This is a genomic window from Mesorhizobium sp. M0894, assembly GCF_040319725.1.
Lineage (GTDB): Bacteria > Pseudomonadota > Alphaproteobacteria > Rhizobiales > Rhizobiaceae > Mesorhizobium.
Genome location: NZ_JAMYOG010000002.1, coordinates 204411 through 224137, shown reverse-complemented (window position 1 = coordinate 224137; position 19727 = coordinate 204411). Strand labels below are relative to the sequence as shown.

Sequence of the window (19727 nt, the reverse complement as noted above, 5' to 3'; positions counted from 1 at the left end):
TTATCGCTCCACGATGGCGATGCGGCGGTTGTACCAGTTGGCTGCGCCTGACATGGTGAGATTGAGGGCGAGATAGACGCCGAGAATGATGAAGACGCCTTCAATGGAATGGCTGGACTTGCTGATGGTTGTATTCATGACTGCAAGGAAATCCGGATAGCCAACCGCAATCGCCAAGGTCGAGTTCTTGACGACGTTGATGTACTGGCTGTTGAGCGGTGGCACGATTACCCGCAGCATCTGGGGGATGACGATCAGGCGCAATATCTTGCCGCGCGGAAGGCCAAGCGAATGGCCAGCGTCCCACTGGCCACGGCCGATCGACAGGACACCGCCACGCACGATTTCTGCCACGAAGCCCGTTGTGTAGAGGGTCAGTCCGATGAGGATCGTGCTGAGCTCAGGGGTCAGTTCTTTGCCACCTTCAAAGTTCGAACCGGCGAAGACGGGCCAGTCGATGGTGAACCGCGCGTCCGCGAGCCAAACTCCTGCGGCGCTAACTGCCAGCACACTGGGCACGACAGCCTTCGGCGAACATCCTTTGCGTACTGCGATCCAGCCTGCGATAGCGAGCGCGATGGCGCACAAGATCATGAGGAGACCGGTCATGCCTACGTCGACGCCAACGGCTGGGACCACGAAACCGCGCATGGAAGCATAGACGCCAGGCAGCGGGTTGAGCGCCTCGCCGACTGGCGGCAACATTTTCCACCACAGCGAATAGAGGAAGATCAGAAGGACGATAGGGGGCGAATTGCGCGCCAGTTCCACCCACACGCGGCATGTGCCTGCAGCCAGTGGGTTACTGCTCAGCCGCGTGATGCCCACGATCAGTCCGAGAATGGACGAGAAGACGATGACCAGCGTGGAAATAAAGACTGTGTTGGTCAGCCCGACTACAATGGCCCAGTAGTACGGATCGCGCGACTTGTATGTGAGGATTGCCTCGGAGATGACGATCCTGGACGGCATGGACAAGAAGTCAAAGCCTATCGGGATACCGCGCGCCTCAAGGTTGGCGAAGGTGGTGCTGACGAGTAGCGCGGCGAACGCCAGGAAAGCAGTCGCCAAGGCGGCCTGAATGATGATTGATCTGGTTTTGGCGTCACTCAACATGCTGACCTCGGATCCACATCGCTATCGGAAGCGAGGAGAGCGCCAGGCGCTCCCCTCGACGCGCCTCAATCCCACGGGAAAGGGTAGTTCAAGCCGCCATCTTTCCACAGGGCGTTCAAGCCGCGTTCGACCTTGAGCGGGCTATCCTTGCCAAGATTACGATCCCAAATCTGGGCGTAATTGCCGGTCTGCTTGATGACGTTGTAGACCCAATTGTCATCCAGCCCGAGGGGCTTGCCGAAGCCGGCTTCCTTGCCCAGCACTCGCTGGACCTCCGAATTGCCCCCAGCGAGCTTTTCGTCGATATTTTCCGACGTGATGTTGTTGGCCTCTGCCCAGAACAGGGCATTTATCGTCCATCGAACGATGTCGAAGAGCTGTTCATCACCGCGCGCGATCGCCACGCCATTGGGCTCGGCAGCCTTTCCGACTTTGATGATGTCGTAATCGTTAGGATTCTTTGCGACCGAGGCACGCTGCCCTGCTGCCGCGGTTCCATCGGTGACGTAGGAATCGCAGCGGCCGCCGAAGAAGGCATCGCGGGCCTGGAGGGTCGAGTCGTAGTAGACCTTCTTCATCGAGATCCCGAACTCCTCCTCGGTTTCCTCGATCGCCTTCTCGGTCAAGCTGCCGCCGCCTTGAAGGCAGACAGTCTTTCCGTCGAGCAGCTTCGGCTCGGTGATTTTGTCCGCTTTGCGGACGAGGATGCCATCCGTGTCATAGAGGTTGATCCAGACGAAACGGACCACGGCATCGCGTGTGTAGGTGATCGTGGACGTGCGCGACAAAATGTCGATTTCTCCAGTCTGTAGCGCAGGAAGTCGCTGAGCGGCATTGAGCGGCACGTATCGGATCTTATCCTTGTCCCCAAGAATGGCGACCGCAAATGTACGACAGATGTCGGAATCGAAGCCGCGATAATATCCCTTTTCGTCGGGTCGAGAGAGACCGGGCACTCCCTGGCTCGCGCCGCAACTGACGTAGCCGCGTGCCTTTATCTTTTCGACGACGCTTTGCGCGGCCGCATCTCCCGCGCTTGAAGCCAGGCCGACCAGCCCGATCGCTAAGGCGGCAAGCCATTTATGCCCTTCGCATTTCATATCCATTCCCCTTTCGTTGAAGTTGTTGTCATTCTGCAGCCTTGGCGTCGCCAATTGTGGTTCGTCGCGTTTCCGCAAAGTGCTCGAAGGCCTGTGACAGATCGGCGAGAAGGTCGCCGACGGCCTCCAGGCCGATAGAGAGCCGCCAAACAGGGCCAGGCTTCAGCCAGTCGAGGCCACTGCGGCCCTTTCGAGGATCACTGACGGAGATCAGCGAGTGCACCCCGCCCCAGCTTGCACCTAGCCTGAACAGTCGCATGCGACGCAGAGCCTCGGATTGGTGGGGCGCCAGTTCCGGCTGCAACACAAACGAGAAGACACCTGCCGATCCGGCGAAGTCACGCTTCCAGGTCGAGTGGCCGGGATGGTCGGGCTCACTCGGATGCAGGATCTGCGCAACCTCGGGACGCTCCGACAGCCACGATATGATGTTCTGCGCGGTGCTGTCGGCCTGGCGCATGCGCACCGGCATGGTCATCAGGCCACGCTCGCACAATGCGCAATCCTCCGGCGAAACGCCGTAGCCGAGAAAACGCGCGGTATCCTTTAACCGCCGGAACAAGGTCTCGTCGTTCATCGCCACCGAGCCCATCAGCAGGTCGCCGTGGCCGCCAGCATGTTTGGAAAGTGCCTGCATCGAGATGTCGACACCATGCTTGAGTGGTTTGAACAGCAAGTGTGAGGCCCAGGTGTTGTCGACCGCGACAAGCGCGCCAGCCTCGTGGGCCGCAGCCGTGATTGCCGGCACGTCCTGTACCTCGAAGGTCGCGGATCCCGGCGATTCCACCCAGACCAGCTGCGTCCTGCCATCGATTAACGCCGAAAGTCTTCCATCGAGCTTGGGGTCGTAGGTCACCGTATCGATGCCAAGGGGAGCGAGAAGGCGGGCGGCCATTTCGCGTGCCGGCCCATAGAACGTCTCCGGGATCAGAACCCGATCGCCACCATGGCAGACGGCCATGGTCGTCAGCGTTATGGCCGCCATTCCGGAAGGGACGACGAGCGCCCGAGATCCACCTTCCAGTGCAGCGATATGGTCTTCCAACTGGCGGCTGGTCGGAGTCCCGTAAAGTCCGTAACTGAAGCCATCGTACAGTCGCTCGACGCGGCGCTCGAAGGAATCCAGATCGTCGAAGACGACCGTGGAGGCGCGTTCAACTGGCATCGCCAACGACCTGAATGGCTCCTCCGAGCGCCTGGGAGGATGGATATGTGAAGTGTCGTCGTGTCGGGTCATGGGCGGACTTTAACTGGCTCGCCCATTGCCATCTATGACCGTGGCGATAAAGGTAATCCACTTTTGATATGGAACGCCAATGAACCCGCGCGACATCGATGTGTTCAACGCAATCATGATCACGGGTGGCGCCGGAGCAGCGGCGACGCTGCTGGATACTTCGCAGCCCGCGATAAGTCGCTCTCTGACGAAGCTGGAATCGGAGCTCGGTTTCAAGCTGTTCGACCGTATCCGCGGCAGGCTGGTGCCGACCCGAGAAGGAGAACTTTTCCACATCGAGGTAAAGGCCAATCTGGTGGGGTTGGGTCGGCTCAAGCTGCGCGCGGCCCAGATCAAGGAAGTCGGGACGGGGACGATCCGCGTTGCCAGCCTCTCGGCACTCGGCCACGGTCTGGTGCCACGTGCCATCGCGGCTTTCTCGAACAAACATCCACAGGTTCGCATCAGCTATCAGGTGCGCACGTCCAACGTCGTGCGCGATCTGGTGGCATCTGGCAGTTTCGACATCGGTCTCGCTGCCGACGAGATCGACACGACAGGCGTTCTGCACAGCATCTTCACCACCCCGCGCGCTGTCTGCGTGATGCCGAAGAACCATCGGTTGGCCCGCAAGCCCGTGGTCAGGCCTGCTGATCTTGAGGGTGAGGCGTTCCTGGCACTGTCGCCGGAAGACACGGTGCGGCTCGCCATGGACAAGATCTTTGCCGAGCATCGTGTGCGGCCGCGCGTCTTGATCGAAACACCTTACGGTCTGACCATTGCGATCCTTGCCGCGAAGGGCATGGGTATCGGTCTGGTCAATCCTTCCGTCATTGCCGACCGCATGATCGACGGCATCGTCGCCAAGCCATTCGAGCCAGCCGTGCATTTCCGAGCACTGATTTTGCGCCCCCCAGACGGCATCAACTCGACGTTGACAACCGATTTCATCGCCGAGCTTTATGCAGCGCGCAATGCGCTGTCGAGCGAGGTCTAGGCGAAGGAACTATCGCATTTGTGAGCCCAACCCCAGTGACCGCCCCAGGTGTTTGGTGATGGCCTTGAATTCGTCGATCGACTGACGCTGGTCTCGATCCAGCATGCCGTATCAGGCCACAGAATAGTAGACAGCTCAAGCCAGAGCTTGAATCTCACGGCCCACGCTCTCGGGTTGCGTCAGGTTTTAATTGTGTGTGTTCGCTGAACGAGAGATTTCGCTTGCCGCAGAGTTGTCGGCCCTGCTCCTTGCCCTAATGGAGGCTATCGAACTCACTCAAAGTCCGCGCGGCTGGTCTCTTCCCGAATGGATTTCAGCACTCTTGCCTGAAGCTCCAGGACATTGCGATCATGCTGAATGCCGGTCGGCCGCGGCCTGACGGTAGGCACCGGAATGCACTCCTTGATACGACCCGGGTTGAGGCCCATGACGAAGATGCGGTCGGACAGATAGACCGCCTCCTCGACATCGTGCGTGACGAAGATCACGGTCAGGCGATGCTCCTGCCAGATCTGCATCAAGAGCTCCTGCATCTGGCCACGGGTCAGCGCATCGAGCGCACCGAAGGGTTCGTCCATCAAAAGCATCTTCGGCCGGTAGGACAAAGCGCGAGCAATGGCGACGCGCTGTTTCATGCCGCCGGAAAGCTGACTTGGAAAGCTGTCGGCAAACCGCGAAAGCTTCACCAGGTCGAGATGCTGGCGCGCCACCTCGGGGATGTCCTTCGCATCATGCCCGGTCTCGCGCAGCGCGAACTCGACATTCTGCAGCGCCGTCAGCCATGGCAGCAAGGTGTAGGACTGGAAGACGACGCCACGGTCGCGGCCCACTTGCGGCCGCAATCTTCGCGGCAATTTGGCTGCTGTGTTTTACGGCCGGGCACTCCGGACGCGAGGGTATGGTTGACACCTTGCGCGGCGTTCTCATGGAAAGCGACACTGTTTGGTTTGTTCCCTCCTGCTCCTGGTGATCAGTTTCTCGGGGCGGCCCGAATTGATCGTCGGGCCGGCTTTCTTGCTACGGACCTGCGAGGGTTACGCGTGACGCGCGGACTGCGCAATTGTCCGCTGGCAACGTTTCTGCAATTTGCGATCGACACTCACCTCTATCCGCCTGCGCACAGAGTGGCTGGCCAGTCTGGCTGCCGATCACAACCAACGCCAGGGCGTGTGGAGCGCGGATATATGCCTGCGACGTAGAGATGGCTCGCTCGAATTCGATTGCCTCAGTCAGTGAGCAGAACCCGGCGCCGGCGGCCTTCGATCTTCTCGAGGATAAGGAGCATGTCCTTGAGTGAACGCGTCAGTCGGTCGAGTTTCCGGACAACCACGATGTCGCCTTCGTCTAGCTCGCCAAGAAGCCGATGGACCTCGGGGCGATCCCAGCGTCGTCCAGATGCTCGCTCCTCCGCGAGCTGCTTGCAGCCGGCGGCTTTGAGGGCACGCAGCTGCAGGCCAGATCCTGATCATCAGTTTTAGAAATACGAGCGCAGCCGACAGGCATTTGCACCCGAGGCTGCTTTGGCACCGCAGACAGGCCTACGCGCTTCTTAGGACTCCCTGCTTGGCTACTCCGTCATCAGGGGATCAGATGGGTCGCTCGTCACGAAACCGACGACCAAAGGATCGAAGAAATCGCTGGCTTGCCAAGCGCAGCGCGATATTTAGTGTAACGATGAATTTCATGGACAGGCGGCTGGTACGATGTGGCAGCCGTGATCGTGACATTGCTTGTGATCGGGTATGCGGCTGGGTGGCGGCACACCGCCACTAGCGCCCCAGCAGTAAGCGTGCTCTGGTTGCGGTTGCCGGGTTTCGTGGACCATGCGAATTGGACGCATTTGTCGTCCAAAGAACTGCTAGCGCCTAGGCTCCAAAGAGATGCGCTAAACATCTTGGATTCGAACGCGCAGCAGTTTTGCCGAATTCAGGAACACCAGGACATCTGGCCCCAAGTGCAAAATCGCTGCCTGGATAGGACCGATCCAGCCCATCAGCGCTGCGGTAATGCCTAAAACGTGCACAACACCGACACCGACGAAGATATTTTCCTGAATTGTCCGGTAAGCGCGTCGCGCAATCGCGCGGGCGCTGACAATTCTTGCCAGATCATCCTTCATCAATGCAATGTCGGCGGCTTCCAGCGCTGCCTGCGTGCCGCCGCCGCCCATCGCAATGCCGACATCGGCGCGTGCCAGCGCCGGCGCGTCGTTGATCCCGTCGCCGACCATCGCCACGCGATGGCCCTGCTTTTGCAGTTCGGCGATGGCGGCGACCTTGTCCTGCGGCATCAGATTGGCACGCACTTCATCCACGCCGAGCTCCTTGGCGATGGTCCGCGCTGTGGCCTCATTGTCACCCGTCACCATCACCATGCGCTTGACCCCGGTTGCACGGAGCTTTGCCAGCGCTTCGCGCGCACCTGGTCGCAATGTGTCGGCAATAAAAATCACGCCCGCGAAATTCCCATCGACCGCGACGTGAACCGGCGTCTGTCCGCCCTTTTCGATCGCATCGGAAAGCGGCACGCCGGCCTCGCGCAGCAACGATGCATTCCCGACCAGCACGGTGCGTCCGGAGACCGTCGCCTTCACACCGCGCGCCTGCAACTGCTCGTACTGCTCCGGTTCCGGGACATCGATTTTCATCCGGGCGGCATAATTGACGACCGCCTTCGCCAGGGGGTGAGCCGAGCGCCGATCGGCGGCGGCGGCAAGGCCGATCAGATCAGCTTCCGAAAGCGTGCCGTCCTGCATCTCCACGCCGACAACCTCGGGCTTGTTTGCCGTCAGGGTGCCTGTCTTGTCGAACACCAGGACGTCGACCTTGGCCAAAGACTCCAGATAGACGCCGCCCTTGACCAGAATTCCACTGCGTGCGGCTCGCGCAATGGCTGCGATGATCACCAGAGGGGTCGCCAATCCGAGTTCGGCAGGCGATGTGAAAATCAGCAGAGTGACGATCATCCGAATGTCGCGTGTATAAAGATAAACCGCGACGAGGAAGATCAGCACGACCGGGATCAGCCATGACGCGACCTTGTCTGCCAGTTTCTGGACGGGTGCCTGTTCCGCTTCGGCATTCTCGACCAGACTGATGATGCGGGCAAAGGTGGTGTCGGCACCAACCTTCTCGGTCTCGATGTCGAGGGCGCCGGATTCGACGATGGTTCCGGCAAAGACATCGGCGCCATCGCTCTTGTCCTTCGGAATGCTCTCTCCTGTGATCGATGCTTCATTGACCGAAGCCGCTCCACCGACGACGGTGCCATCGACCGGGATCTTCTCGCCGGCCCGCACCAAGACAACGTCGCCCGCGCGCAAATTCTCGATCGGGACCATGCGTTCGCCACCTGCGTCCCGAACAAGCGCCACTTGAGGCACCGAGCCGATCAAGTCTTTGATTGAGGCTCGCGCACGATCCATATTCAGATCGGCGATGAACTCCGCGATAAGAATGATCACCATGAGGACCGCGCCGGCGACGGTCTCGCCTCCGATCAGCGCTACCACCGTGGCAATGGTGACGAATATCTCGGTACCGATCTTGCGCTCTTTTACGAGGTCAACGGCGCCGGTTTTGACGAGCGGATACAAGCCGATCGCAACGGCCACCCACAAGGCTTGAATGGGAATCAGCTGTTGCCAGTACAGAAAGGCCATCAGGCCGGTAAATATAATGCGCGCGACTTCGGTCCAACGTTCGCCCGTCATCAGCGATCGCCAACCCGATGGAACCGCCTTAGGCGCCGGCTCAACGCTTTCGGTGCCTGCTATCTCGGATTCCATTGGCTCGCTATCTCGGATTGCGGTTTTGGCTTGAAGCGTGAGCGCATCAGGCCCCCGCGGCAGATAGTCCTGTCCAACCATGGTATCCGACATAGAGGCCGACGGCGATGAGAATTAGGGCGCCCAGCGCGCGATGGTCGAGAACCACGACCAACGCCTGGTCGCGTGCCGGACGCTCAGGGCAGCGGCGGCCCCGACCGTGACGAAAGTGATCGCAAGGCCGATCGAGAAGCACAGCACCAGCAAGTTCATGAAAGCTTTCGACACAATTCCGCGCTCGATGGTGGAACAGGCAAACAAGTACGCCCGGCACCACAAGTGCCGGGCGTACGTACTGCTTTAGATCACGCGCTTGATGTCAATGTAGTTCCCTTCTGTCGTGATCGTCAGCGTTATCTCGCGGTCACCGCGATTGCGCCAGAACCAACCGTGATTTCCATCGAAGGCGGCTTCAATGGCACCTTCGTCAGCGGGAACGCTGCGACCCTTTTCGTAGCTGACGGACTGACCGCCGCCATCGCCGTGCGTCTCGAAGTTCACCACGCCACCGTCAGCTGTCCAGGAAAAGTTTGCCTTGGCGCCCTGCCGCATCACGAGCTTGACTTCGGCACCTTGGCCTGGCGCCAAGGTGAAGGATAGCTCGTCTTGCCTTCCATCTGGGCGGATCGGGGCTTCCGAGGTTGCTTCGACGACAGGCGCTGCAGCAATGGCCGGAGCCTCGGCAGGAGCAATCTCTCCAACCGTCACATTATCTTGGGCAACGGCCTCCCCAGTTGGGGATGGCTGCGACGCGGGCTGTTCGGCGGTAAGGGCAACGAGGAGGTTTTCAATTCGGTCCATGCGCGCCATCAACTCGGCCGGAGGGACCATTTGCGTCATCCGCTCGGCCGAAGCCTTCGCGCTGGCCGTTTCGTCAGCTGCCGCCTCGGCTGCCAGCTGTGTCTTGATTTCACCCATATTGGTGAGGCCGAGCAATCTGCCTGCTCCGGTCGGGTCGATCGCATACTCGGATGGCATGACGACCGTGACGAGCAAGGCAAGCGCCGTCAGCGCGGCAATGAAGGTGGAGCGCTTCAGCTGCGCTGACGTCGGCAGATCGGCGCGACTGGGAAGGTCGGTGTTGTACATGATTTCGGTTCCTTATGCTGCGACAAACAGGCCGGTGAGCTGATATCCCATCAGCAGGAAACCAGCCGTCATCATGATGACGTTTGCGGTATAGGCGTGGCGCCAGAAGCTACGTGTCCCACGCCAGTAGCCCATCACGATCAGGATGGCGCCAAGGGCCAAGAGCTGCCCGATCTCGACACCGACATTGAAGGCCAAAAGGTTGGGCACCAGGCCGTCCGACGAGATGTTGTATTCGATGATCTTCGTCGACAGGCCGAAACCGTGGAAGAATCCGAAGACCAGCGTCGCGACCTTGGTGTTCGGCTGGAAGCCGAGCCATCGCTGGAACGCGCCCATATTGTCGAGTGCCTTGTAGACCACGGACAGGCCGATGATCGCGTCGATGATGTAGCTGTTGATGCCGACGTTGAAATAGACACCGAGTAGCATCGTGGTCGAGTGACCGAGCGCGAACAGGCTGACATAGATGCCGATGTGCTTCATCCGGTAGAGGAAGAAGATCACGCCGAACAGGAACAGGATGTGGTCGTATCCGGTCACCATGTGCTTGGCGCCGAGATAGATGAAGGGCAGCACGTTGATGCCCGAGATTTCCTGGATATAGCCCTTGTCGCCCTCGGCCACGGCGTGGGCGAAGGCAGCCCCGCCCAGGAGCGGCAGGGTCATGAGAGCGATAAGCAGGGGCAGGGTGGGTCGCCAACGCGCGCGGCGCGAGCGTGACCGACCCCGGTCGAAGGGTCCTTGCATAAGATTTCCAATCTTCGTCGTTGAGGGTAGCCGCGTGAGCGGCCGCGATCATGCGGCGAGGAACGGTCTCGGCGGTCGCTCGAGCCGGAATGTCGTGCCCGGATCGACGAAAGTCGGCGGATAGTTCAGCCAGCCCCGTTCGAGCTGTGGAACGGTCGGTGCGGAGTCGGCGGGCGTACTCGCTGTCTCGTGCGAGTGGTCTGCCGCATTGTGCCCGTGAAAATGGTCAGAGCTCTGCTCGCCGGAAACGCCATCATCATGTGCGCGGCCATGATCTTCGATCTGCGCGGCGGCTCCGCCTTGACGTTCAACCGCGGTGGCAATCGCGATCGGATCGTGTGAGGTCGAATAGCCGAAAGGACGCAGCACGCCGAACATCATCGCTAAAGCGATGACCAGGCAAAAAACCGTGCTGTGGATCCGATTCGGCATGAACGGCGATTATTCTCTAAAATCCTAACGAATGGTTTTTGCTACATCAGAATCGAGGCCTCTTTGAGACTTGCATATCCCCTCCAGGAGGATAGTATTAAGCTATGAGCGACCAATCCCACACCCACGAAACCCACCCCGATATCGTCAAGCGCCTGAAACGGGCCGATGGACATCTCAAGGGCGTCATCGAAATGATCGAGGCGGGCCGGCCCTGCCTCGACCTCGCCCAGCAGCTCCATGCTGTCGAGAAGGCCATCTCGCAGGCCAAGAAGACCCTGATCCAGGATCATCTCAACCATTGCCTTGAAGACGTCGTCGGGCCGTTGGCGCGCGAGCAGCGCCGCTCGATCGACGAGTTCAAGGACATCACCAAGTACCTGTGAGAAGCGCCATGATGGACAAAGTTCGCGATTGGTTTGGGTTAGGCCCGATGACGCATGGCATGGGGGGCCACGGACATGATCACGGTGATGGTGGCCACGGCCATACCCATGGCGTCATAGATCCGACGATCGCCACGACGACGCGCGGCATATGGGCGATCAAATGGTCATTCGTGGTTCTGGCCATCACGGCAGCGCTTCAACTCGTGGTCGTGTTCCTCTCCGGCAGCGTGGCGCTGCTGGCCGACACGATCCACAATGTCGGCGACGCGGCCACTGCCATTCCGCTGTGGATCGCGTTCGTGCTGGCCCGCCGCAAACCGAGCAAGACGTTCACCTACGGGCTGGGCCGGGTCGAGGATCTGGCCGGGATCGTCATCGTTCTCATCATCCTCTTCAGTGCCATCGTCGCCGGCTACGAGGCGATCGACCGGTTGATCAATCCGCGTCCCATCATGTTTCTTGGCTGGGTCGCCATCGCCGGCCTCGTAGGCTTCATCGGCAATGAAGCGGTCGCCGTATTTCGTATCCGCGTCGGGCGAGAGATCAACAGCGCTGCGCTGATCGCCGACGGCTACCATGCCCGCACCGACGGCTTTACTAGCCTGGCGGTTGTCCTGGGCGCCATCGGCGTATGGCTGGGCTTTCCGCTTGCCGATCCGATCGTCGGACTGTTGATCACGCTGGCGATCTTCGCCATCGTCTGGCAGTCGTCGAAAGCCGTGTTGACCCGCATGCTCGACGGAGTCGAGCCCGCCATCGTCGATGAAATCCATCATGCCGCCGAACACGTGTCGGGCATCGGGCGCGTTGAAAGCGTGCAGGCGCGCTGGATCGGACATCGTCTGCATGCGGACGTTGCCATCAGTGTTCCGGGGATGGCAACCGCCAAGGACGTGCTGGGCGTAACCGAAGCCCTCAAGGAGGAGCTGTTCGCCCACTTGCCGGCGTTGGCGGAAGCCAATGTCCGCCTGATGAGCCCGGCCGGGCCGACCGCGGAAACCTCTCATGCTCACCATCATGCGCCAGAGCCATTCAAGGTAGTCTGCGATCTGGCTGAAGGGACATTGGAAATCGTCGATACACCGGCCGGCGAGCGGATGCGGCTGACTATCGATCGTCACGCCGACGACTTGGCGGCGACGGTGATAATCGACCGGCCCGAAGGGCCAGAGACGCTTCGCCTCCATCCCGTTGCAGACAACCATCATCGGCTTGAGAGCACCGTCGCCCCTGCTGAGCCGCATGAGTTCCAGGCGAGGTTGATCCTGGTCGCGAAGGGTCGCGAGCAGGTGCTGCCATTCAAGATGGTCGAGCCGGAAGGCCACCACCACTGAGACAGGCGGGCTGTCGCGCTACATTCCTGGCTCGACGAACCCCCAATCCGCTGCAAGAAGGCAAAATATGCTTCAGGTCCTGGCCAATCGCACTTACCGTCATCTCTTCCTGGCCCAGGTCATCGCCCTGATCGGCACTGGCCTTGCCACCGTGGCGCTCGGGCTGCTGGCCTATGATCTTGCAGGCGCCGATGCCGGCGCGGTGCTCGGCACGGCGCTCGCCATCAAGATGATCGCCTATGTCGGCGTGGCGCCTGTCGCCGCTGCGTTCGCAGAGCGCCTGCCACGCCGCACCATGCTAGTTTCGCTCGACCTCATCCGGGCTGCAGTCGCGGTGTTCCTGCCCTTCGTCACCGAAGTCTGGCAGGTATATCTTCTCATCTTCGTCCTGCAGTCGGCGTCGGCAGGCTTCACTCCGGCCTTCCAGGCCTCTATTCCTGACGTGCTGCCTGAGGAGAAGGACTACACGCGAGCCCTGTCGCTGTCGCGACTGGCCTACGACCTGGAAAGCGTCGTCAGTCCCATGCTGGCGGCGGCGCTGCTTTCCGTCATCAGCTTCCATAGCCTGTTTGCCGGTACGGTTATCGGCTTTCTCGCCTCGGCGGCGCTGGTGGTGTCGGTGGTCCTGCCGAGCCCTAAACCGTCGCAGCCGCGCGGCGTTTACGATCGTACCACGCGCGGATTGCGCATCTATCTGGCGACGCCGCGATTGCGCGGCCTGCTGGCCCTTAACCTTGCCGTCGCTGCGGCAAGCGCCATGGTGATCGTCAACACGGTCGTCCTGGTCCAGGCGCAGTTCGGCCTTTCGCAAAGCGACACGGCGTTGGCGCTCGCCGCCTTTGGCGGCGGATCCATGATTGCAGCTCTTGCCCTGCCGCGACTGCTTGAGAACGTCCCGGACCGGGTCGCGATGCTCGCGGGCGCCGCGATCCTAGTCGTGGGCGTGCTGGTGGGACCTCTCGCCGGCAGCTACTATCTGCTGCTGATGCTCTGGTTCGTGCTCGGGCTCGGCTATTCGCTGGCGCAAACGCCTTCGGGCCGATTGATCAGGCGTTCCGCCGATGCCGTCGACCGGCCCGCTCTGTTTGCCGCCCAATTCGCGCTGTCGCATGCCTGCTGGTTGATCACCTATCCGATTGCCGGCCGCGTCGGTGCGGCGATGGGATTGCCTTTCACATTCATTCTGCTCGGCATCATTGGCGCCGCTGCCCTGCTTGCCGCGGTCTGGCTCTGGCCGAAACATGATCCCGACGTGCTTGTACATACGCATGTCGATCTGCCTGAGGACGACCGGCACCTCGGCGGCGCAGTATGGTCGGAAGCGGGGTATGAGCATTCGCATGGCTACGTCGTCGATGATCGGCACCCGAAATGGCCCAAGACAAGCTGAGAACTCAACATGCCTGGCGAGCTCGCCATCTATGGCGGTCTATTTCTGACCGCGTTCGCGGCGGCGACCATCCTGCCGATGCAATCGGAAGCAGCCCTTGCGGGACTGCTTCTGACAGAAAGCTATGCCCCGACTCCGCTCATCGCCTCCGCAAGCGCCGGCAATGTGCTCGGCTCGATCGTGAACTGGTGGCTCGGCCGGGGCGTCGATCGCTTTCGCGACAGCAAATGGTTCCCGATGAAGCCCTCCGCGCTGACGCGCGCGACGCGATGGTATCAGCGCTATGGACGATGGTCGCTGCTGTTGAGCTGGTTGCCTCTCATCGGCGATCCGCTGACGCTTGTGGCGGGAGCGCTGCGGGAGCCGTTCTGGAGCTTCCTTGCGATTGTCACGATTGCGAAGGTCGGCCGCTATCTCGCGCTGGCGGCGATGACGCTGAGCTGGATTTAGCCCTTGTCGAGACCCGCGCCGGCATGGCGACATTACGCGAGAGGGCGCATTCCTTTGCCAAACGCAGCGCTGCGCGCCAACTTGAATTTGCGCCGTATATGTCTATACAAATGGAAATGCATGCGTACAATCACACCAATCAAAAAATGGGGAACTGACATGATCACTCTCGACCGCCGCAATTTCCTTGTTTCCACCGCTGGCCTCGCCTTCGTCGCCGCCTTTCCGCGCAGCGCCTTTTCCGAAACCAACGACACGCTGAAGATTGCCATCGCCGCGGAGACCGGCGATCTCGATTTGCTGCAGAACGTTTCGACGCTGAGCACCTACACCATCGTCTTCGATGCGCTGATCCACTACGGCCAGAACGGTGCGCTTGAGCCGGGACTTGCCACCAAATGGACAGTCGCCGACGATCAGCTTTCGATCGCCTTCGATCTACGTGAAGGCGTGACCTTCAGCGACGGCACGCCGTTTGACTCGGCCGCAGCCGAGTGGAACCTCAAGCGCTGGATGGGGGTGAGCGACTTCTCCTGGATCGGCATCTCCGACGCGTTCGACAGTATCGCCACCGATGGGCCGAACAAGCTGACGATCAAGCTGAAGCGACCGGTGCCGGCCGCATTGCTTGAACTCACCATCGTCCGCCCAGTTCGTTTCCTGTCACCCAAGGCAGTCGACAAGGATGGCAAGCAGACGGCGCCGATCGGAACCGGTCCGTGGATCGTCGAAAAATACGATTCGAGCGGCACCAGCCTCGTTCGCAACGACAAATACTGGGGCGAGAAGCCGCTTTTCAGCCGCATGGAATTGAAGGTGGTTCCCGATGAGCTCGCTCGCGCCAATGGTCTGCGCTCGGGCGACCTCGACGTCATCGGTGGCGATTGGGTGGCGACGCTATCGCCGCGCCGCGCCCGTGCGCTGGAAAGCGACGGCATGAAGGTCGTGGCCGAGCCGGGCACCGCGACGATGCTGCTCGGCTATTCGCCGAAGTCGAAGATCATCGCCGACAAGGCCGTCCGTGACGCCGTTTATGCGTCGGTCGACCGGGCCGCGATCGCCAAGGTCCTGTTCGAAGGCTTTGCCGATCCGGCCGCCGATCTGTTCCCGGCGAATGTGCCTTCGTCGGGCAAGCGGCATGACGTGCCGGTGCGCGACGTGGCGGCGGCCAAGAAGATCCTCGCCGATGGCGGCTGGGTCGACAGCGGCGGGGCCTGGACCAAGGCTGGCTCTCCTCTGACCGTCGACTTTCTGGTTTCCGAAGAATCCCTGCCAGGGTCGCGGCGCATCGCCGAAATGATCCAGGGTCAGTTGTCCGAGGTCGGTTTCCAGGTCCAGGTGTCCTCGGTGGACAATGCCACCATGCATGAACGGCGTCCGGCCTTCGACTATGACCTGGCTTTCTTCACCACCTATGGAGCCCCCTACGATCCGCACGGCACGCTCGGCAACGCCTTCGTCTCGACCGCCGACAGCGGCCCTGACGGCAAGATCTACGTCTCCGACGCGCTCGACGGCGTGGTCAAGGCTGCGCTCGAGGCGAGCGGTGCCGAACGCGACCTGAAGATGCAGGCCCTCTACGACTGGCTCCACGACAACACCGCCATCTGTCCGCTCGTCGTCAGCCAGCGACTGTGGGCCCACAATCCGCGCGCGGAGAATTTCTCGCTCCCGGCGACCGACTATGATCTGCCGTTCAAGGCGATCACGCTGAAGGCCTGAAGACTTCGAGCCCAAGCGAGGCCTGACGATGAAACGCACGATCCTGCGACGGATGCTGCTTGCCTGCCTTTTGATCCTGGCGGCATCCGCGCTGACATTCGCCCTGGTTGCGGCCGCTCCGGGCAATGTTGCGGCGCTGATTGCCGAGCGTGCGGCAGGCCCCGGCGCGGACGCCGAAATGATCACCAAGATCGGCAACGAGCTTGGCCTTCACGACCCGCTGCCGATCCGCTATGGACGCTGGCTGGCCAGCGCGCTGGCTGGCGATTTCGGCATTTCGTTGCGAACGGGAAAGCCAATCTCGTCGGAGTTTGCCGCCCGCATTCCGATGACGGCGGCTCTGCTTGCCGGCGGCGGCGTTCTCGCCTTCATCCTGTCGATCACGCTTGGCATTGCTGGCGCCGTCAGCAATGGCGGCGTGATGGACAGGTTCCTGCACGCATTTTCGCTGATCGGCGCGTCGACCCCGAACTTCTTCGTGGCGGCGCTGCTGGTGATCGTGTTTTCAGTCATGCTCGGCTGGGTGCCCACCTTCGGCACGAGCGGCTTCACCTCATGGCTTCTGCCATGGGTGACGATCGCGCTGTTCCCGGCGTCTGTGCTCAGCCGCGTCGTTCGGGTCAACCTCCAGGAAGCGATGTCGCGGCCGTTTGCGACAACGGGCTTCGCCAAGGGCTACACCAGAACGCAGGTGCTGCTGCGCGAGGCGCTCCCCAACATCGCCATACCGTTCCTGACGACGTTCGGAGCACAATTCACGCTGATGATCATCGGATCGATCGTCGTCGAGACGGTGTTTGCGTTGCGTGGCGTCGGCGCTTTCTTCATCGAGGCCATACGCTTCCGCGACTTCATCGGCATGCAGTCGGTGCTGCTGCTCTTCGTCGTCTTCTTCGTCATGGTCAATTTCATCGTCGACATGATCTGCATCGTGGCGGATCCGCGAATGCGCCGGGCGAGGGGAGCATGAGACGATGAACATTTCCGCAATCAGGGACATCAAGGACTGGCCGTGGCTGGTGCTGCTCCCCGTCATCGGCTTTGTGCTGGTCGGCATCTTCGCTCCGGTAATCATGCCTTACGATCCAAGCGCGCAGGACTATTCGGCGACACTGGAGGGCGTGAGCTGGAGCCACTGGCTCGGCACCGACTATCTCGGCCGTGACGTCTTGAGCCGCATCGTCGGCGGCGCCCGCATTTCCCTGGTGGCCATGGTCATCGTGCTCGTCGCCGCCCTGGCGATCGGCGTGACGATCGGCTCCTTTGCCGGCTATGTCGGCGGCCGTGTCGAACTCGTGCTGATCAGCATCATCGACATCGCGCTGGCGCTTCCGAGCCTGGTGATCGCGCTGGCGCTGATCGGCATTTTGGGCACCGGCTATTGGTCGATGATCACGGCGCTCACCTTGGCGTGGTGGGCGAACTATGCCCGCATGAGCCGCGCCGTCGTCACCGCCGAGCTGCAGCAGCCCTATATCGAGGCGGCCCGCGTCATGGGCGCCGGCCATCTCTGGATCTTTGTCCGCCATATCCTGCCGCATGTGCTTGCCCTGGTCGTCGTCTATGCAAGCGCCGACGCCGGCGCGCTTGTGCTGGCCATCGCCACACTCAGCTTTCTCGGACTTGGCGTCGCGCCGCCGACGCCGGAGTGGGGCCAGATGCTCGTCGATGGCATGAGCTACATCGAGGAGGTGCCACGCCTCGTCGTGCTGCCCGGCCTGGCACTGACGCTGGTCGTGGTCAGCTTCAACCTTCTGGGCGAGGCCTTCGCATTGCAAAAGGTGCCGCGGCCGGTTCGCGGCGCGACGTTGCGCAAACGTCGAAGGGCGCGCGCTCGCGAAGAAGCCGAGCGCAATGCCGTCGAAACGGGAACGACCTCATGAGCGACGATCAGCCGATCTACTCGATCGAGAACTTGGTCATCGATCTCTACGCCACCACCGTTTCGGTGCGGGCGGTAGACGGGGTGTCGTTCGACGTTCGTCCTGGAGAAACGGTCGCGGTCGTCGGCGAAAGCGGTTCGGGAAAGACCGTCATGACGCTCGGCCCCCTCGGCCTGCTGCCCGAGGGTGTGACGGTGGACATGAGGGGTTCGGCGCGAGCCGACGGAAGCGAACTGCTCAGCATCGGTTCCCGGCAATTGTCGGATCTGCGCGGACGCTATTTCGGCGTGATTTTCCAGGATCCGATGAGCGCGCTCAACCCGATGCTGAAAATCGGCCCGCAACTGGCGCGCCAGGCGCGTCGCTTCGCCGGCCTGTCGCGTGCGGCTGCGCGCAGGCAAGCGGTTTCGCTTCTGGCACGCTCCGGCATTCCGGATCCCGAGGATCGCTACAACCGCTATCCGCACGAAATGTCGGGCGGCATGCTGCAGCGGGCGATGATCGCGCTGGCGCTGGCGGCCCGGCCGCGCGTACTGATTGCCGACGAGCCGACAACGGCGCTGGACGCCACCGTCCAGGCGCAAATCCTGGAGCTCATCCGCCAGATCCAGCGCGAGGACGGCATCGCCGTCGTGCTGATCACGCACGACATCGGCGTTGTCGCTTCCGTCGCCGACCGCGTCATCGTGCTATACGCCGGACAGGTAGCGGAGGAGGGGACGGCGATGGATGTGCTGACGCAGCCGGTCCATCCCTATACGCGCGGGCTGCTCGCATCGGTGCCGGATTTTCGTGCTGACAACAATGTGGCTACGCGCGAGATACCGGGCCTGCCGCCAAGCCAGATCAGGCTGGAGCCGGGTTGCCGTTTCGCCGACCGCTGCGAATTGGTCGAACCCGGTTGCCGAAAACACCGACCTCCGCTTCAGACGATATCGATCTCGGCAAATCCGCATCGCGTGGCCTGCCCGGTCGTGCTTCGGCGAGAAGGGATTGCCGTTCATGTCTGATTTCGCAGCGATCGAAGTCAAGGGGCTGAAAGTCCATTTCGCCAACCGCTCGGGCGCGGGCGCGGTGCGGGCGGTCGATGGCATAGACCTGACCGTCGCGCGCGGAGCGTTCCACGGCATTGTCGGCGAGTCCGGTTGTGGCAAAACCACGCTGGCGCGCACCATCGTCGGCCTGCAGAAGGAGAGCGAGGGCACCGTCCTGATTGGGGGCAGAGATCGCGCCGAATGGCTGAAATCGGACAGGAAGTCGTTCAGCCGTGAAGTCCAGTTCGTCTTCCAGGACCCGTTGGGATCGATGAGCCGCCGCCAGACCGTCTATCAGACGCTGGAGGAGCCGCTGCAGATCCATCGCCTTGGCTCGTCGGCAGAGCGCCGCCGCCGTATCGCCGAGCTTCTGGATCTGGTTGCGCTGCCTGCGACCGTGCTCGACCGTTTGCCAAGGTCGCTTTCCGGCGGCCAGCGCCAGCGCGTTTCGATTGCGCGTGCGCTCGCCCTCAAACCATCCATATTGGTCTGCGACGAACCACTCAGCGCGCTCGATGTTTCCATCCGGGCGCAGATCGTCAACCTGTTCACGTCGTTGCAAAAGCAGCTTGGTCTGACCATCGTCATTGTCGCGCATGACCTAGCGATCGTGCGCGAGGTCTGCTCCGACGTGACGGTGATGTATCTCGGCCGCATTTCGGAAGCCGGTGTGACCCGGCCGCTGTTTCGCGAGCCGGCCCACCCCTACAGCCAGGCGCTGCTGTCGGCTGTTCCTTCTCCCGATCCCCGCATCGAAGCCGGGCGCCGCCGGATCATCCTCGCCGGCGATCCACCGAGCCCAAGCGCGCCGCCTCCCGGGTGCCGGTTCAACACGCGTTGTCCCGTGGCGATCGATATCTGTCGGGTCGAGGAACCAATTTTGCGGATGGTGCCCCACGGCGGCGTTGCCGCCTGTCACCTCGCAGATAGCGCCCACCGCCCGGTGATCTGAAGGATGGTCGTTGCAGCCCCTCTTGACCACGCTGCCAGAGGGTCCAT

The 19727-nt window shown here is 61.6% G+C and carries 19 protein-coding genes and 1 pseudogene; 10 read left to right on the top strand and 10 right to left on the bottom strand.

What is annotated here, in order from left to right:
- The 3 genes from NKH91_RS04380 to metC form a co-directional block, all read right to left on the bottom strand.
- Window positions 1-1116 carry an amino acid ABC transporter permease gene (locus NKH91_RS04380; RefSeq protein ID WP_352883591.1) on the bottom strand — a complete coding sequence of 372 codons (1116 nt, stop codon included), beginning with the start codon at window positions 1114-1116 and terminating at the stop codon, window positions 1-3.
- Between the two features lie 65 nt (window positions 1117-1181).
- Complete coding sequence (locus NKH91_RS04375; protein WP_352561897.1) at window positions 1182-2270, bottom strand: transporter substrate-binding domain-containing protein; 1089 nt, start codon at window positions 2268-2270, stop codon at window positions 1182-1184.
- Window positions 2245-3453: a cystathionine beta-lyase gene (gene metC / locus NKH91_RS04370; RefSeq protein WP_352883588.1), complete on the bottom strand. Its 1209-nt coding sequence runs from the start codon at window positions 3451-3453 to the stop codon at window positions 2245-2247. Before metC ends, NKH91_RS04375 begins: the two co-directional genes overlap by 26 nt.
- 79 nt (window positions 3454-3532) lie before the next feature.
- On the opposite strand from metC, the gene NKH91_RS04365 reads away from it, so the two are divergent.
- Window positions 3533-4429, top strand: a complete 897-nt coding sequence (locus NKH91_RS04365) for a LysR family transcriptional regulator (RefSeq protein ID WP_352664953.1) — start codon at window positions 3533-3535, stop codon at window positions 4427-4429.
- 272 nt (window positions 4430-4701) lie between these two features.
- Here the strand turns inward: NKH91_RS04365 and NKH91_RS04360 are convergent.
- The 7 genes and pseudogenes from NKH91_RS04360 to NKH91_RS04330 form a co-directional block, all read right to left on the bottom strand.
- Window positions 4702-5256, bottom strand: a pseudogene (locus NKH91_RS04360) (ABC transporter ATP-binding protein); the annotation flags it as partial.
- A gap of 398 nt (window positions 5257-5654) precedes the next feature.
- Window positions 5655-5876 (bottom strand): recombinase family protein, encoded by a 222-nt coding sequence (locus tag NKH91_RS04355; RefSeq protein ID WP_352883846.1) that lies wholly within the window; start codon window positions 5874-5876, stop codon window positions 5655-5657.
- A gap of 438 nt (window positions 5877-6314) precedes the next feature.
- On the bottom strand, window positions 6315-8141 hold the full coding sequence (locus NKH91_RS04350) for a heavy metal translocating P-type ATPase (protein WP_352883586.1): 1827 nt from the start codon (window positions 8139-8141) through the stop codon (window positions 6315-6317).
- 189 nt (window positions 8142-8330) lie between these two features.
- Complete coding sequence (locus tag NKH91_RS04345) at window positions 8331-8468, bottom strand: hypothetical protein (RefSeq protein ID WP_352883584.1); 138 nt, start codon at window positions 8466-8468, stop codon at window positions 8331-8333.
- Window positions 8469-8555: 87 nt separating this feature from the next.
- Window positions 8556-9344 carry a hypothetical protein gene (locus NKH91_RS04340; RefSeq protein WP_352883582.1) on the bottom strand — a complete coding sequence of 263 codons (789 nt, stop codon included), beginning with the start codon at window positions 9342-9344 and terminating at the stop codon, window positions 8556-8558.
- A gap of 12 nt (window positions 9345-9356) precedes the next feature.
- Window positions 9357-10013, bottom strand: coding sequence for a HupE/UreJ family protein (locus tag NKH91_RS04335; protein WP_352883580.1), 657 nt, complete (start codon window positions 10011-10013; stop codon window positions 9357-9359).
- Between the two features lie 129 nt (window positions 10014-10142).
- Window positions 10143-10475, bottom strand: a complete 333-nt coding sequence (locus tag NKH91_RS04330) for a hypothetical protein (protein ID WP_352883577.1) — start codon at window positions 10473-10475, stop codon at window positions 10143-10145.
- A 155-nt stretch (window positions 10476-10630) separates the two neighbouring features.
- Here NKH91_RS04330 and NKH91_RS04325 point away from each other — a divergent pair, with 155 nt between their 5' ends.
- The 9 genes from NKH91_RS04325 (at window position 10631) to NKH91_RS04285 (ending at window position 19680) form a co-directional block, all read left to right on the top strand.
- Window positions 10631-10912, top strand: a complete 282-nt coding sequence (locus tag NKH91_RS04325; RefSeq protein ID WP_352454982.1) for a metal-sensing transcriptional repressor — start codon at window positions 10631-10633, stop codon at window positions 10910-10912.
- A gap of 8 nt (window positions 10913-10920) precedes the next feature.
- Window positions 10921-12249: a cation diffusion facilitator family transporter gene (locus NKH91_RS04320; protein WP_352883574.1), complete on the top strand. Its 1329-nt coding sequence runs from the start codon at window positions 10921-10923 to the stop codon at window positions 12247-12249.
- Window positions 12250-12316: 67 nt separating this feature from the next.
- Window positions 12317-13639, top strand: coding sequence for an MFS transporter (locus NKH91_RS04315; RefSeq protein WP_352883572.1), 1323 nt, complete (start codon window positions 12317-12319; stop codon window positions 13637-13639).
- 9 nt (window positions 13640-13648) lie between these two features.
- The gene (locus NKH91_RS04310) at window positions 13649-14089 is read left to right on the top strand and encodes a YqaA family protein (protein WP_352883570.1); all 441 of its coding nucleotides are present in this window, start codon (window positions 13649-13651) and stop codon (window positions 14087-14089) included.
- Between the two features lie 159 nt (window positions 14090-14248).
- Window positions 14249-15811, top strand: coding sequence for an ABC transporter substrate-binding protein (locus NKH91_RS04305; RefSeq protein WP_352883568.1), 1563 nt, complete (start codon window positions 14249-14251; stop codon window positions 15809-15811).
- A 28-nt stretch (window positions 15812-15839) separates the two neighbouring features.
- The gene (locus tag NKH91_RS04300; RefSeq protein ID WP_352883566.1) at window positions 15840-16781 is read left to right on the top strand and encodes an ABC transporter permease; all 942 of its coding nucleotides are present in this window, start codon (window positions 15840-15842) and stop codon (window positions 16779-16781) included.
- Between the two features lie 4 nt (window positions 16782-16785).
- The gene (locus NKH91_RS04295; protein WP_352883564.1) at window positions 16786-17694 is read left to right on the top strand and encodes an ABC transporter permease; all 909 of its coding nucleotides are present in this window, start codon (window positions 16786-16788) and stop codon (window positions 17692-17694) included.
- A complete protein-coding gene (locus NKH91_RS04290) occupies window positions 17691-18704 on the top strand; it encodes an ABC transporter ATP-binding protein (protein WP_352883562.1) in 1014 nt (337 codons plus the stop codon). Before NKH91_RS04295 ends, NKH91_RS04290 begins: the two co-directional genes overlap by 4 nt.
- Window positions 18697-19680 (top strand): ABC transporter ATP-binding protein, encoded by a 984-nt coding sequence (locus NKH91_RS04285; RefSeq protein ID WP_352883560.1) that lies wholly within the window; start codon window positions 18697-18699, stop codon window positions 19678-19680. Before NKH91_RS04290 ends, NKH91_RS04285 begins: the two co-directional genes overlap by 8 nt.
- Window positions 19681-19727: the final 47 nt, after the last annotated feature.

Coding starts and splice junctions, on each gene's coding strand:
- NKH91_RS04380 (WP_352883591.1), bottom strand. CDS start 1,116: ATGTTGAGTGACGCCAAAACCAGATCAATCATCATTCAGGCCGCCTTG.
- metC (WP_352883588.1), bottom strand. CDS start 3,453: ATGACCCGACACGACGACACTTCACATATCCATCCTCCCAGGCGCTCG.
- NKH91_RS04365 (WP_352664953.1), top strand. CDS start 3,533: ATGAACCCGCGCGACATCGATGTGTTCAACGCAATCATGATCACGGGT.
- NKH91_RS04350 (WP_352883586.1), bottom strand. CDS start 8,141: ATGACGGGCGAACGTTGGACCGAAGTCGCGCGCATTATATTTACCGGC.
- NKH91_RS04345 (WP_352883584.1), bottom strand. CDS start 8,468: ATGAACTTGCTGGTGCTGTGCTTCTCGATCGGCCTTGCGATCACTTTC.
- NKH91_RS04340 (WP_352883582.1), bottom strand. CDS start 9,344: ATGTACAACACCGACCTTCCCAGTCGCGCCGATCTGCCGACGTCAGCG.
- NKH91_RS04335 (WP_352883580.1), bottom strand. CDS start 10,013: ATGACCCTGCCGCTCCTGGGCGGGGCTGCCTTCGCCCACGCCGTGGCC.
- NKH91_RS04330 (WP_352883577.1), bottom strand. CDS start 10,475: ATGATGTTCGGCGTGCTGCGTCCTTTCGGCTATTCGACCTCACACGAT.
- NKH91_RS04325 (WP_352454982.1), top strand. CDS start 10,631: ATGAGCGACCAATCCCACACCCACGAAACCCACCCCGATATCGTCAAG.
- NKH91_RS04320 (WP_352883574.1), top strand. CDS start 10,921: ATGATGGACAAAGTTCGCGATTGGTTTGGGTTAGGCCCGATGACGCAT.
- NKH91_RS04315 (WP_352883572.1), top strand. CDS start 12,317: ATGCTTCAGGTCCTGGCCAATCGCACTTACCGTCATCTCTTCCTGGCC.
- NKH91_RS04310 (WP_352883570.1), top strand. CDS start 13,649: ATGCCTGGCGAGCTCGCCATCTATGGCGGTCTATTTCTGACCGCGTTC.
- NKH91_RS04305 (WP_352883568.1), top strand. CDS start 14,249: ATGATCACTCTCGACCGCCGCAATTTCCTTGTTTCCACCGCTGGCCTC.
- NKH91_RS04300 (WP_352883566.1), top strand. CDS start 15,840: ATGAAACGCACGATCCTGCGACGGATGCTGCTTGCCTGCCTTTTGATC.
- NKH91_RS04295 (WP_352883564.1), top strand. CDS start 16,786: ATGAACATTTCCGCAATCAGGGACATCAAGGACTGGCCGTGGCTGGTG.
- NKH91_RS04290 (WP_352883562.1), top strand. CDS start 17,691: ATGAGCGACGATCAGCCGATCTACTCGATCGAGAACTTGGTCATCGAT.
- NKH91_RS04285 (WP_352883560.1), top strand. CDS start 18,697: ATGTCTGATTTCGCAGCGATCGAAGTCAAGGGGCTGAAAGTCCATTTC.